The organism is Dinghuibacter silviterrae, assembly GCF_004366355.1.
GTDB lineage: Bacteria > Bacteroidota > Bacteroidia > Chitinophagales > Chitinophagaceae > Dinghuibacter > Dinghuibacter silviterrae.
This window is the reverse complement of sequence record NZ_SODV01000001.1, coordinates 1875781-1888726: the sequence shown is the minus strand read 5'-3', so window position 1 is coordinate 1888726 and position 12946 is coordinate 1875781. Positions and strand designations below refer to the sequence as shown.

Below are 12946 nucleotides of genomic sequence, written 5' to 3'. Positions count from 1 at the left end.
GGGCGGTCACAGCGTCTAACAAATATCCGAAAATTATTTGACAATCTCCACCGTGCCGCCGGCCGCTTCGATCGAAGTTTTGGCCTTTTCGCTGACGGCATTCACCTTGAAGGTCAGCTTGGCGGACAGTTCCCCGTGACCCAGGACCTTCACCAGGTCGGTGCGGGTGACGAGACCGTTCATATAGAGATTCTCCAGGGAGAATTCTGTAATACCGTACTTTTCAACCAGTTGGTCGATCTGGCCGAGGTTGAAGACCTTGTATTCGACCCTATGGGGATTTTTGAAACCCCGCTTGGGCAAACGACGCTGGATCGGCATCTGGCCGCCTTCGTGCCCGGTCTTGTTCTGATAACCGGTGCGGGCCTGTTGACCTTTATTACCCTTCGTGGAGGTACCACCCTTGCCGGAGGCTTCCCCGCGACCTAAACGTTTTTCCTTGTGCGTAGCGCCTTCAGCAGGCTTCAGATTGTGCAGTTTCATCTTCTTGTGATTTTTAACTTACGGGGAATCACCCCTCGCTTTTTGAAAAATCGGCCGCGCGAAGCGCGCGCCGGCGGCCTTAGGCCAGTTCTTCCACCTTTACCAGGTGCGTTACCTTGCGGACCATACCCAGGATCTGGGGCGTGGCTTCCACTTCCTTAACGGAGTTCAGCTTGTTGAGGCCAAGGGCTTCGAGGGTCAGCTTCTGACGCTCAGGACGGTCGATGGCGCTCTTTACCAGCGTTATCTTAATTTTTTTCATACTCCAAGTTTAAATCCCAGGCCCGGGGGCCTCGGGGGTGGGTTTACCCGTTAAACACTTTTTTCAGCGCAATCGTACGCGTCTTGGCGACGTTTATCGGCTCACGCAGAAGGCTCAAGGCATGGAAAGTCGCCTTGACCACGTTGTGGGGGTTGGCAGAACCGAGAGACTTGGCCAGGACGTCGGTGATACCTGCGCTTTCCAGTACGGCGCGCATGGAACCCCCGGCGATCACACCGGTACCGTGGGCGGCCGGTTTGATCAGCACCTTGGCGGCGCCTTGCTTGGCCCACTGGTCGTGGGGGATCGTACCCTTCATCACGGGAACCTGGATCAGGTTCTTCTTGGCGTCTTCGATCCCTTTCGTAATGGCTTGCTGGACTTCCTTAGCCTTGCCCAAACCGTGTCCTACAACACCGTTTTCATTGCCGACCACTACCAGGGCGGAAAAGCTGAAAGAACGGCCACCTTTAGTCGTCTTGACGACCCGGTTGATGGCTACGACCTTCTCCTTCAGTTCCAGGTCACCGGCCTTGACTTTATTTAAGTTAACTTTTGCCATTTATAAGATTTTGCTGGTGTGTACAATTAAAAAGCAAGTCCGCCTTCACGAGCGCCTTCCGCGGCAGCCTTGACACGGCCGTGGTAGAGATTCCCACCGCGGTCGAAGATGCAGGCCTTTATCCCCAGTTCCACAGCCCTGCGACCGATGGAGGCACCGGCCAGCTTGGATTTCTCGGTCTTCGTTCCGCTTTGCCCCTTGATGTCCTTGTCCTTGGTGCTGGCAGCAGCCAGGGTCTGACCACTCAGATCGTCGATCAGCTGCAGGTACAGGTCGCTGTTGCTCCGGTAAACGGAGAGACGGGGCCGTTCTGCGGTGCCGGAGATCTTCTTGCGGATGCGGAACTTGATCTTTTGCTTCGTGGATAACTTCGAGTCCATGATATTCTATTTAGCCCCCCGATACTGCCGGGGGGCGATGATTCAAAATTTATTTACCAGCGGCCTTACCTGCCTTGCGACGGATAACTTCACCGACATACTTGACACCCTTACCCTTGTACGGTTCAGGTTTGCGCAGCGAGCGGAGCTTTGCAGCGACCTGGCCGATCAGTTGCTTATCGATGCCTTCCAGGGTGATCATGGGGTTTTGCCCTTTTTCAGTAGCCGTAGCCACCTTGATTTCCTTGGGAATCTCAAAAATGATATTGTGAGAGTACCCCAAAGACAGGTCCAGGAGGTTACCCTGGTTAGCGGCCTTGAAACCTACACCCACCAGTTCGAGCTTACGGGTATAGCCATCGGTAACACCTTTTACCATGTTGGCGACCAGGGCGCGGTACAGGCCGTGCAGGGCACGGTGCCGGATCTGGTCGGTGGGACGGGTGAACGTTACTTCCGCTTCGTTGACCGTAACCGTGATGTCGCGATCGATCGCTTCTTTCAGTTCACCTTTGGGGCCTTTTACCGTAATGCTATTGTCACCGCCCACGGTCAGCGTTACGCCTTTCGGAAGGGTGATCGGTTGTTTACCTATACGGGACATAATCTCTTTGGTTTTATGTAGTATGATTCAATGTATTCCGGACCGTTCAGCCTGTATAGGAGGGCTTAATGTATCCGGAACGTTTCTCTTTTCTAGTGGACGTAACAAAGGACTTCGCCGCCTACGTTCTGGGAGCGGGCATCCTTGTCGGTCATCACCCCTTTGGACGTGCTCAGGATGGCGATACCCAGTCCGTTTTTCACACGGGCGAAGTCGGCGGGTTTCGCGTACTGGCGAAGACCCGGACGGCTGACGCGCTCCATGGACGTAATGGCGGGCACTTTTGCCTGGTCGTACTTGAGGGCGATCTTGATGACGCCTTGTTTCTTGTCGTCTTCAAATTTATATTTCAGGATATACCCCTGGTTATAGAGGATCTCCGTCATGCGTTTCTTCAGGTTCGAGGCCGGGATCTCCACGATGCGGTGGTTGGCCATTTGGGCGTTCCTTATCCGGGTCAGGAAATCTGCTATAGGATCAGTTACCATTTTGTACAGGTGATTTGCAGTGAAAAAATATTACCAGCTCGCTTTCTTAACCCCGGGGATCTTCCCGGCCAGGGCCATCTCACGGAACATGATACGGGAAAGCCCAAAATAGCGGATATACCCGCGGGGGCGACCCGAAATCTGGCAACGGTTCTTCAGGCGAACGGGAGAAGCATTGCGGGGCAACTGGTCGAGCGCCTGGTAGTCACCGGCGGCCTTGAGGGCGGCGCGCTTTTCGGCGTAACGGGCAACCAATGCTTCACGCTTTCTTTGTCTGGCTTTTACTGATTCTTTGGCCATATTATGGTTTGTTTTGGGTGTGGTTCCCCGATGTGGGGCCTACATCCTGTTTACTGATTGTCTTTCTTAATGTTCTTGAAGGGGATACCCAGCTCTTTGAGGAGCTCGTAAGCCTCTTCGTTGTTGGCGGCAGTCGTCACGAATGTGATGTCCATACCGGTGATCTTGTTCACCTTGTCGATGTCGATTTCGGGGAAAATGATCTGCTCCTGGATACCCAGGGTATAGTTACCACGACCGTCGAAAGCCTTGTCGTTCACACCCTTAAAGTCACGAACGCGGGGCAGGGAGACGGCGATCAGGCGATCCAGGAATTCGTACATCCGCTCGCCGCGCAGCGTAACGCGGGCGCCGATGGGCATATTCTTACGGAGCTTGAAGTTGGAGATGTCCTTCTTCGAATAGGTAGGAACTGCTTTCTGACCGGTGATCATCGTCAGTTCTTCCACGGCTACGTCGACCAGCTTCTTGTCGGCAACGGCTCCGTTCACACCCCGGTTCAGGCAGATCTTTTCCAGCTTGGGGACCTGCATGGCGGACTTATAAGCGAACTTCTTCTGCAGGGCGGGCGCCACTTCGTCGCGGTATTTCGTCTGCAGCCTCGGTATATATTTAGTCTGGCTCATTATTTAATAACCCCCTCTGATTTTTTTGCAATGCGGACCAGTTTACCACTCTCGCGGCTGCGCTTTACTTTCGTCGGCGCACCTGCTTTGGCGTCCCAGAGCATTACGTTAGAAATATGGATCGGCGCTTCCTTCTTCACGATGCCGCCTTTGGTATTCTGTGCGGAAGGCTTCGTGTGCTTGGTCACGATGTTGACCCCTTCGACGACAACGCGGCCTTCCTCTACGAGGACTTCCAGCACCTGACGGGGCTTTTTGAGGTCCTTGTCGTCGCCGGTGATCACCACGACGGAGTCACCTTTTTTAATATTGTACTTAGGTTTGAATCTCTTTGTCATATACTATAAATTGTCAAAGGGGGTGCAAAGATACGATCTTTTACAGAACTTCCGGAGCCAGGGAAATGATTTTCATATACCCTTTGTCCCGCAGCTCACGGGCAACCGGCCCGAAAATACGGGTACCCCGGGGCTCGTCGGAATTGTTCAACAGGACCACCGCGTTGTCGTCAAAGCGGATATAGGACCCATCCTTGCGACGGAGCTTGTTCTTTGTCCGCACGATGACCGCTTTGGTCACCGTACCCTTCTTGATGCCACCGGAAGGGAGCGCGTCCTTTACCGTCACCACGATCTTATCGCCGATGTGGGCATAGTCCTGACCGGAGTTGCCTAATACGCGGATCACCAACACTTCCTTAGCGCCGCTGTTGTCAGCCACATTCAGTCTGCTTTCTTGCTGAATCATCTTAAATAATTTGCGGCTCCATGGAGCCTATGAACACATTGTAAAACAGCGGGACGTTCCTATTTGGCGCGTTCCACGACCTCCACGAGCCTCCACCGCTTGGTTTTGCTCAGGGGACGGGTTTCCATGATCCTGACAACGTCGCCAATTTGGCATTCGTTCTTGTCATCGTGGGCATGGAACTTGGTCGTCTTTTTAACGAACTTGCCATAGATGGGGTGCTTCACTTTCCGCTCCACCGCAACCGTGATGGTCTTGTCCATCTTGTTGCCGGCCACGACCCCGATCCTTGTCTTACGTAAATTTCTTTCAACCATTGTACAAATATTTATGGATTAGGAACCCTGTTCGCGCTGGGTCAAAACGGTTTTCAAACGAGCGATGTCCTTGCGCAATTCCCTTATGCTCATCGGGTTTTCCAGGGGTGAGATGGCATGGCCGAATTTCAGCTTCTTCAGCCGGAGCTCGTCCTCCTGGATCCGGGCTTTCAGATCCGTCGTTTCGACGTCTTTCAAGCCCTTTACAAATTCAACTTTCTTAGACATTGTATAAGTTTTAACTACCCTACGTAGTCGTGACGAACAACAAATTTGGTCAAGATCGGTAGCTTGTCCGCAGCGAGTTTGAAGGCTTCTTCCGCCACCTGACGGGATACGCCATCGCATTCGAACAGCATGCGTCCCGGTTCGACCACAGCAGCCCAGTATTCCGGGTTACCCTTACCCTTACCCATACGCACTTCGAGGGGCTTCTTGGTGATGGGTTTGTCAGGGAAAATGCGGATCCAAACGTTCCCTTCCCTTTTCATGTGACGGGTCAAGGCCTGGCGGGCAGACTCGATCTGACGATTGGTCAACCAGATCGGTTCGAGCGCCTTCAAACCGAAGGAACCGAAGGAAATCTCCGTACCGCGCTTGGCAACCTCGCGGATGCGGCCCTTCTGGGCTTTCCTATGTTTTGATCTTTTTGGCTGTAACATCTTATGCTTCTTTTATTTACTCTCGCCTTTCGGCGACGTACAGTTTATAATTGTTGTCTCGCGGGTTGGGAGCGATCAATGCCTGCGACCGCCGCCGCCTTGTTGGCCGCCGCTACGACCGCCACCTTGACCGCCGCTACGGCCGCCACCGTGACCACCGCCGCTGCGTCCACCACCGCCGCCGTGACCACCGCCACCGCGGTTATCGCGGTCGCCGCCACGGGGCCTGTCGCCACCGCCGTGCGGACGATCATGGAAGCCACCTTCCCTACGGTCGCGGCGATCGCTGACGTCGCTCTTGCCGCCGACGAAGTTCGGGTTCAGGTCGCGCTTGGCCAGTACTTCACCTTTACAGATCCATACCTTCACGCCGATCTTCCCGTATACGGTCAGGGCAAAGACGTTGGCATAGTCGATGTCCATACGCAGGGTATGCAGGGGCACCCGGCCTTGTTTGATTTCTTCCGTACGGGCGATTTCAGCACCACCCAGACGGCCGCTGACCTTGATCTTGATCCCCTCGGCACCCATGCGCAGGGCGCTGGCGATGGCCATCTTGATCGCGCGTTTATAGTTGATACGGTTCTCGATCTGCTTTGCGATCGTGTCACCGACGATGTTGGCGTCGAGCTCAGGGCGACGGATCTCCAGGATGTTGATCTGTACGTCTTCCTTCCCGGTCAGTTTCTTCAGCTCCTCTTTGATCCGGTCTACTTCATTACCGCCCTTTCCTATGATGATGCCGGGCTTGGAGGTATGGATCGTGATGATGAGTTTGTTGAGGGTACGCTCGATCACGATCTTGGCGATACCGCCCTTATTGATACGGGCATTCAGGTACGTCCTGATCTTGTTGTCTTCGATCAGCTTGGACGAAAAGTCCTTTTTGTTCCCGTACCAGTTAGACTCCCACCCGCGGATGATTCCTAACCTTGCACCAATAGGATTTGTTTTTTGCCCCATATACGGTTATTAGTTAAGTCGTTGATTAATTTTTGCTGTCTACTATGACGGTTACGTGATTGCTGCGTTTGCGGACGCGGTATCCACGGCCCTGGGGGGCGGGACGCATACGCTTCAGCACCCGCGCGCCGTCCACGAAGATGGTCTTTACGACCAGACCCGCATCAGCTGCGCTCTGCCCATTGTTCTTTTGCTCCCAGTTGCTGATGGCGGAACGTACGAGTTTGTTCAGCGGAGTAGCCGAATGCTGGGGATGATTTTCCAGCATGGCTATCGCCTTTTCGACGTCCATTCCCCGGATCTCGTCCGCCAGCAAGCGCATCTTGCGGGGCGAGGTGGGGTAATTCTTCAACTTAGCTACAGCTTCCATTATAAATAGTTTCTTCTTGTTATTACATTTTTTTGCTAGAGTGACCTTTGAAGTTACGCGTGGGGGCGAACTCACCCAATTTGTGACCGACCATGAATTCGGTAACATAAACCGGGATGAACTTGTTCCCGTTGTGTACCGCGAACGTATGCCCGACGAAATCGGGGGTGATCGTGGAACGGCGGGACCAGGTTTTGAGTACCCCTTTTTTTGCTTTTCCTTCGTTGATCGTAGACACCTTCTTTTCCAGCTTCTGATCTACGTAAGGACCCTTTTTAATTGAACGAGCCATATTGCTTGTTGGTTTGTTGATTTGCCGCGCTTCTCAGCACTGCCATTTTAACAATGGTTTATTTGTTTGCCAGTTTCTTACCGTTGCTGCGCGTGATGATCAGCTTATCGGAACCTTTCTGCTTGCGGGTCTTCAGACCTTTGGCGTACTTGCCGGTCCGGCTGCGCGGGTGACCGCCGCTGGACTTACCTTCACCACCACCCATCGGGTGATCGACAGGGTTCATCGCTACACCGCGGTTGCGGGGACGGATCCCCTTCCAGCGGTTGACACCGGCCTTACCGGCGGTTTCCAGGTTGTGGTCCCCGTTGGATACTACCCCTACGGTGGCGTAACACTGGATCAGTACCTTGCGGATTTCGCCGCTCGGCATTTTCAACACGGCATATTTATCTTCCTTTGACGTCAGCTGGGCGGAAGTACCGGCGCTGCGCACGATCTTCCCACCCTGGCCGGGCTGGAGTTCGATGTTGTGTACGTTGGTACCGAGGGGCATGGCCTTCAGTTGGAGGGCATTCCCGATCTCGGGCGCGATGGCGTCACCGCTCACGACGGTGGAACCGACCTGCAGGCCCTGGGGCGCGATGATATAGCGCTTTTCGCCGTCGACATAGTGCAACAGGGCGATAAAGGCGGTACGGTTCGGATCGTATTCGATGCTGGCAACCTTTGCCTCGATGCCCTTCTTATCCCGTTTGAAATCTACCTTACGGTACATCGTCTTGTTGCCACCACCGATGTAGCGCATGCTCCGGCGACCCTGTACGTTACGCCCGCCGGTACCGCTCTGGTGTTCCAGAAGGGACTTTTCAGGCTGGTCCGTCGTGATCTCCGCATAAGCGTTCCCGATCCTCCAACGAGTACCGGCCGTCATGGGTTTATATTTCTTCAGTGCCATTGTATCTTGTCTTTACTGTTGATAGATTGGGTTTACACGTTCGCGTACAGGTCGATGGTCTCCCCTTCTGCTACGGTGATGGTTGCCTTCTTGTAGGCGGGTTTGCGGCCGTTGATCACACCGGCTTTGGTGAACCGGCTCTTGTTCTTGCCCGGCACGACCAGCGTGTTTACGTCGGTTACCGTCACACCATAAAAGGTTTCCACTGCCTTTTTGATCTCCAGCTTATTGGCAGAGCGGTGTACGCGGAAGGCATAACGGCCCAGCTTTTCCGTTTGCTGGTTGACCTTTTCGGTCAGGATCGGCTTGATTAATACTTCTGCAAGTTTCATCTCTTACTCTTTTATGATGATTAAGCGCCTACTTTTTCTTCTTCACTAAAAACCTTGGCTGCGGATTCCGTCAGGACCAGGACCTCGGCGTTGACGATGTCGTAGGTATTGATGTCGCTCAGCACAGTGCTGGCGGCGTTCGGAATGTTCCTCAGGGACAGGTACAGCGTATCATTGTACTCCGGCAGGACGAACAGCGTCTTTTTATCGGCCACGTTCAGCTTCGACATGACGTCAAAGAACTGGCTGGTCTTGGGCTTGTCGAACTTCAGTTCTTCCACGATGACCAGGGCATTTTCTTTCACCTTGTGGGACAGGGCGGAGATCTTGGCCAGGTCCTTTACCTTACGGTTCAGCTTGAAGCTGTAGCTGTGCGGCTTGGGTCCGAAAACGGTACCACCACCCTTATAAAGCGGGTTGCGGATGTTCCCTTTACGCGAACCACCGGTACCCTTCTGGCGATGGAGCTTGCGGCTGGCCCCGTGCACTTCGGCGCGGGTCTTCACCTTGTGCGTCCCCTGGCGCTGTGCAGCCAGGTATTGCTTCACGGCGAGGTAGATCACGTGGTCGTTCGGTTCGGCACCGAATACTTCCTCGGGGAGTTCAACGGTGCGGCCGGTCTTCTGACCCTGCACATTCAATACGTCTACTTTTATATTCGCTGCCATATTACTTCTGAATTAAAACGATGGAACCATTGTGGCCGGGAATCGCGCCACCAATCAGGATATAATTCTTGTCGGTGAAGATCTTAACGACTTTAAGGCCCTTCAGCTTCACGCGATCACCGCCCATACGGCCGGCCATACGCATGCCTTTGAAGACCCTTGAGGGATAAGAAGAACCGCCCACGGAACCGGGGGCGCGCTGACGGTCGTGCTGACCGTGGGTGGCTTCGCCGACACCACCGAAACCGTGGCGTTTGACGACACCCTGGAAGCCTTTACCCTTGGAGGTACCGACCACATCGACCTTTTCGCCTTCAGCGAAAATGTCTACTGTAATAGCTTCACCGAGTTGTTTATCAATGGAAAAATCGCGGAATTCCTTTACAAAGGATTTGGGGGAGGTTTGGGCTTTGGCGAAGTGATTGATCTCCGCTTTGGTCGTGTTCTTTTCTTTCTTCTCGCCAAAAGCCAGCTGGAGGGCTTTGTAACCGTCGGACTCAGGCGTCTTGACCTGGGTAACGACACAGGGACCTGCTTCAATGATCGTACAGGCAACCTGTTTGCCGGTGGGATCGAAGATGCTGGTCATCCCGATTTTCTTGCCAATAATTCCTTTCATGCGTCTGCAGTTTGTGCCCTGCAAGGTATGGAGGACAGCCGGCCAGGAAATGCCAGGCTTCAATCCCTGTTTGCTGCCGACCTTTTCTCTAGTTTTCCCATCGGGGAAGCGGAAGTACCGGCAGTAAACAAACCCTGAAAGGCTTGTTTATATTTTAATATCTTGAATCCAGCGCTCCTTTGGTCTCCGCCGCCGGCGGTGATTTGGGAGATGGAGTATTATAAAGAACTTTTTACCGTCAGGCCTTGATCTCGACGTCAACCCCGGAAGGCAGGTCGAGCTTGGACAGCGCATCTACCGTACGCGAAGAGGAAGTGTAGATGTCCAGGAGGCGTTTGTGGGTAGCCAGCTGGAACTGCTCACGGCTCTTCTTGTTTACGTGCGGGGAACGCAGTACCGTGAAGATCTTCTTCTTCGTCGGCAGGGGAATGGGCCCCGTTACTACCGCACCCGTGCTACGCACCGTCTTTACGATCTTCTCAGCGGACTTGTCCACCAGATTGTGATCGTAGGATTGCAATTTTATTCTGATTCTCTGAGACATATCCGGTTTTCCCAATTTATGAATTGGGAGTGCAAAGGTAGCAGGGAGAAACCGATTTTACAAGGATTTCGGGAGTTATTTTAAAAAAAAAGCAGCCCGGGTCTGGTGTCCCGGGCTGCCGTTGTTCTAATAGTTGTGTTGTTGCGGGGTCCTACCGGCGCCAGTGGCCCGGAACCCAGTAGTGACCGCGACGCTCGTGCTCCCAGTGACCGGGAACCCAGGCATGATAACGGTCGGGGGGGATGGCCCAATACCCCGGGTGGTGGACATAGGCGCCGTTGGTCCAAACCCATTCACTTTCAACCCATACGTGACGGGGTGACGGACAGGGCGGGTGGACATAAACGGGCACGACGGGTTGAACGCTCACATAAAACCGTTGGGCGTCTGCCTTATGGGCGGCACCAAAAGCCAACCCCAGGGCAAGGAACGATAGTAGGATGATTTTCTTCGATTTCATAAAGCTGGTTTTGTAGTAGGACCATCACCCGGTCCCCAGGTTAAGCCGGGCCGCCGACATTTAACATAAAAAAGACCGCCCTTTTGGGGCGGCCTGTATATAAAAACCATACGATATCCTTTAGTCAGCCTTCACTTTACCCTTCACCTTGGCAACCACTTCCTCGGCGATATTGTTCGGCGCCGGGGCGTAGTGATGGAATTCCATGGTGGAAGAAGCACGGCCGCTGGACAGGGAACGCAGTTGGGTAACATACCCGAACATTTCGCTCAGGGGCACCTTAGCCTTGATCACCTGGAGGTTTCCGCGGCTGTCCATGCCTTCCAGCAAACCACGGCGGCGGTTCAGGTCACCCGTTACGTCACCCATGTACTGGTCGGGGGTTAACACTTCGACACGCATGATGGGCTCCAGCAGAACGGGTTTTGCCTTACGGCCGGCCTCGCGGAAGCCACCCTTTGCACAAAGTTCGAAAGACATCGAGTCGGAGTCGACCGCGTGGAAGCTACCGTCGAATACACGGACCTTCATATTTTCCAGCGGGAAGCTGGCCAGCACGCCGGTACCCATAGAGACTTCGAAGCCTTTCTGGATGGCGGGGACGAATTCGCGGGGAATCGAACCACCAAACAGGTCGTTGACGAACTGGTAGTGCTGGCCCGGGTTTTCCTTCAGCCATTCTTCGTCGGCGGGGCCGATGGCAAATTGGATGTCGGCGAACTTACCACGGCCACCGGTTTGTTTCTTGAGGACCTCGCGGTGCTCGACCGTCTGGGTAAAGGCCTCTTTATAGGCAACCTGGGGGGCACCCTGGTTGACTTCTACCTTGAACTCGCGCTTCATACGGTCCAGGATGATCTCCAGGTGGAGCTCACCCATCCCGCGGAGGATGGTCTGACCGGTTTCCTCATCGGTATTGACACGAAGCGTGGGGTCTTCTTCCACCAGTTTGGCGATGGCCATACCCATCTTGTCCACGTCGGCCTGCGTTTTGGGCTCGACCGCAATCGCGATCACCGGCTCGGGGATGAACATGTTTTCCAACGCAATCGGGTGCTTCTCGTCGCAAAGCGTGTCCCCGGTCTTGATATCCTTGAAACCAACCGCAGCCCCGATGTCACCGGCTTCGATGAAGTCGATGGGGTTTTGCTTGTTGGCAAACATTTTCATGATACGGCTGATGCGTTCGTTCTTACCGCTGCGCACATTCAGGACGTAGCTGCCGGCATCCAGGTGACCGGAATAACACCGGAAGAACGCCAAACGGCCCACGAAGGGGTCGGTCATGATCTTGAAGGCGAGGGCGGCAAAGGGTTCCTTTGCATCCGGCTTGCGGATCTCGGCTTCGCCGGTATCGGGGTTGGTTCCTTCGACCGCGTCGATGTCCACCGGGGAAGGCAGGTAACGGCAAACCGCGTCGAGGGCGGTTTGCACTCCTTTATTCTTAAAGGAAGAGCCGCACATCATCGGGACGATGCTCAGGTCGACGCACGCTTTGCGGATGGCCTCGTGTACTTCGTCATCGGAGATGGAATTGGGATCTTCGAAGAACTTTTCCAGCAACTTGTCGTCGTATTCAGCTACAGCTTCGATCAGGTGACCACGCCATTCCTGGGCTTCTTCCAGCATGTCGGCGGGGATCTCGATCTCTTCGAAGGTCATCCCTTCCGTAGCCATATCCCAAATGATCCCCTTCATGCGGATCAGGTCGACGACACCCTTGAAATCATCTTCTGCCCCGATAGGGAGCTGCAGGGGAACCGCTTTGGCACCCAGCATTTCCTTCACCTGGCGGACGACCATCAGGAAGTCGGCGCCGGAACGGTCCATCTTGTTGACGAAGCCGATCCGGGGAACCTTATAGCGGTTGGCCTGGCGCCAAACGGTTTCGGACTGAGGCTCAACCCCGTCTACCGCGGAGAAAAGGGCGATCAGACCGTCCAGGACGCGCATGGAACGCTCCACCTCGATGGTGAAGTCCACGTGGCCCGGGGTATCGATGATATTGAAGTAGTATTTTTTGGTATTGGCGTCGGCCTTCCCCTTGTTCGTCGGGAAATTCCATTGGCAGCTTACGGCGGCGGAAGTGATGGTGATCCCGCGTTCTTTCTCCTGTTCCATCCAGTCGGTCGTGGCAGCACCGTCATGTACTTCCCCGATTTTGTGGATCATACCTGTATACCGCAGGATACGCTCCGTAGTTGTGGTCTTACCGGCATCGATGTGGGCCGCGATACCAAAGTTTCTCTGAAATTTTAAGTCTGCCATGACAGATTGGTTATTATTAATTGTATGATTTAGAATGACTTCGCCTTAAACACAGGCGTACGGGCGATTTGGTGCGCAAAGGTAAAGAAAAAAACCAAAAA

Annotated in this window: 23 protein-coding genes; all 23 read right to left on the bottom strand. The window is 54.1% G+C overall.

Annotated elements, in window-relative coordinates; genetic code table 11:
* Positions 1-33 precede the first annotated feature (33 nt).
* The 23 genes from rplO to fusA all read right to left on the bottom strand — a co-directional run bounded on the left by rplO (position 34) and on the right by fusA (position 12845).
* Entirely contained in the window at positions 34-483 is a 450-nt protein-coding gene (gene rplO, locus EDB95_RS08500) for a 50S ribosomal protein L15 (RefSeq protein ID WP_133992594.1), read from the bottom strand.
* 79 nt (positions 484-562) lie between these two features.
* Positions 563-745 (bottom strand): 50S ribosomal protein L30, encoded by a 183-nt coding sequence (gene rpmD, locus EDB95_RS08495; RefSeq protein WP_133992592.1) that lies wholly within the window; start codon positions 743-745, stop codon positions 563-565.
* 43 nt (positions 746-788) lie between these two features.
* Positions 789-1307, bottom strand: a complete 519-nt coding sequence (gene rpsE, locus EDB95_RS08490; protein ID WP_133992590.1) for a 30S ribosomal protein S5 — start codon at positions 1305-1307, stop codon at positions 789-791.
* A 26-nt stretch (positions 1308-1333) separates the two neighbouring features.
* The gene (rplR, locus tag EDB95_RS08485; protein WP_133992588.1) at positions 1334-1687 is read right to left on the bottom strand and encodes a 50S ribosomal protein L18; all 354 of its coding nucleotides are present in this window, start codon (positions 1685-1687) and stop codon (positions 1334-1336) included.
* A gap of 49 nt (positions 1688-1736) precedes the next feature.
* Complete coding sequence (gene rplF, locus EDB95_RS08480; RefSeq protein WP_133992587.1) at positions 1737-2291, bottom strand: 50S ribosomal protein L6; 555 nt, start codon at positions 2289-2291, stop codon at positions 1737-1739.
* 92 nt (positions 2292-2383) lie between these two features.
* Positions 2384-2779, bottom strand: coding sequence for a 30S ribosomal protein S8 (rpsH, locus tag EDB95_RS08475; protein WP_133992585.1), 396 nt, complete (start codon positions 2777-2779; stop codon positions 2384-2386).
* A 30-nt stretch (positions 2780-2809) separates the two neighbouring features.
* Entirely contained in the window at positions 2810-3079 is a 270-nt protein-coding gene (gene rpsN / locus EDB95_RS08470) for a 30S ribosomal protein S14 (protein ID WP_133992583.1), read from the bottom strand.
* A gap of 50 nt (positions 3080-3129) precedes the next feature.
* Positions 3130-3705, bottom strand: a complete 576-nt coding sequence (gene rplE / locus EDB95_RS08465; RefSeq protein ID WP_246073567.1) for a 50S ribosomal protein L5 — start codon at positions 3703-3705, stop codon at positions 3130-3132.
* Positions 3705-4043, bottom strand: coding sequence for a 50S ribosomal protein L24 (rplX, locus tag EDB95_RS08460; protein ID WP_133992581.1), 339 nt, complete (start codon positions 4041-4043; stop codon positions 3705-3707). The genes rplE and rplX overlap by 1 nt, the downstream gene beginning before the upstream one ends.
* Before the next feature lie 40 nt (positions 4044-4083).
* Positions 4084-4452, bottom strand: coding sequence for a 50S ribosomal protein L14 (gene rplN / locus EDB95_RS08455; protein ID WP_133992579.1), 369 nt, complete (start codon positions 4450-4452; stop codon positions 4084-4086).
* Positions 4453-4511: 59 nt separating this feature from the next.
* Entirely contained in the window at positions 4512-4769 is a 258-nt protein-coding gene (rpsQ, locus tag EDB95_RS08450) for a 30S ribosomal protein S17 (RefSeq protein WP_133992577.1), read from the bottom strand.
* Positions 4770-4787: 18 nt separating this feature from the next.
* Entirely contained in the window at positions 4788-4997 is a 210-nt protein-coding gene (gene rpmC, locus EDB95_RS08445; protein ID WP_133992575.1) for a 50S ribosomal protein L29, read from the bottom strand.
* Positions 4998-5011: 14 nt separating this feature from the next.
* Positions 5012-5431 (bottom strand): 50S ribosomal protein L16, encoded by a 420-nt coding sequence (rplP, locus tag EDB95_RS08440; protein ID WP_133992573.1) that lies wholly within the window; start codon positions 5429-5431, stop codon positions 5012-5014.
* Positions 5432-5506: 75 nt separating this feature from the next.
* A complete protein-coding gene (rpsC, locus tag EDB95_RS08435; RefSeq protein ID WP_133992571.1) occupies positions 5507-6394 on the bottom strand; it encodes a 30S ribosomal protein S3 in 888 nt (295 codons plus the stop codon).
* A gap of 25 nt (positions 6395-6419) precedes the next feature.
* Entirely contained in the window at positions 6420-6764 is a 345-nt protein-coding gene (rplV, locus tag EDB95_RS08430; protein ID WP_133992569.1) for a 50S ribosomal protein L22, read from the bottom strand.
* A 22-nt stretch (positions 6765-6786) separates the two neighbouring features.
* Positions 6787-7056, bottom strand: coding sequence for a 30S ribosomal protein S19 (rpsS, locus tag EDB95_RS08425; RefSeq protein ID WP_133992567.1), 270 nt, complete (start codon positions 7054-7056; stop codon positions 6787-6789).
* 58 nt (positions 7057-7114) lie between these two features.
* Positions 7115-7954: a 50S ribosomal protein L2 gene (rplB, locus tag EDB95_RS08420; protein WP_133992565.1), complete on the bottom strand. Its 840-nt coding sequence runs from the start codon at positions 7952-7954 to the stop codon at positions 7115-7117.
* 32 nt (positions 7955-7986) lie between these two features.
* Positions 7987-8286 (bottom strand): 50S ribosomal protein L23, encoded by a 300-nt coding sequence (rplW, locus tag EDB95_RS08415; protein WP_133992563.1) that lies wholly within the window; start codon positions 8284-8286, stop codon positions 7987-7989.
* Between the two features lie 20 nt (positions 8287-8306).
* Entirely contained in the window at positions 8307-8954 is a 648-nt protein-coding gene (gene rplD, locus EDB95_RS08410) for a 50S ribosomal protein L4 (RefSeq protein ID WP_246073565.1), read from the bottom strand.
* 1 nt (position 8955) lies between these two features.
* Entirely contained in the window at positions 8956-9573 is a 618-nt protein-coding gene (gene rplC / locus EDB95_RS08405; RefSeq protein ID WP_133992561.1) for a 50S ribosomal protein L3, read from the bottom strand.
* A gap of 238 nt (positions 9574-9811) precedes the next feature.
* Positions 9812-10117, bottom strand: a complete 306-nt coding sequence (rpsJ, locus tag EDB95_RS08400; protein ID WP_133992559.1) for a 30S ribosomal protein S10 — start codon at positions 10115-10117, stop codon at positions 9812-9814.
* A gap of 151 nt (positions 10118-10268) precedes the next feature.
* Positions 10269-10577: a YXWGXW repeat-containing protein gene (locus EDB95_RS08395; protein ID WP_133992557.1), complete on the bottom strand. Its 309-nt coding sequence runs from the start codon at positions 10575-10577 to the stop codon at positions 10269-10271.
* Between the two features lie 120 nt (positions 10578-10697).
* Positions 10698-12845 carry an elongation factor G gene (gene fusA, locus EDB95_RS08390; RefSeq protein ID WP_133992555.1) on the bottom strand — a complete coding sequence of 716 codons (2148 nt, stop codon included), beginning with the start codon at positions 12843-12845 and terminating at the stop codon, positions 10698-10700.
* Positions 12846-12946: the final 101 nt, after the last annotated feature.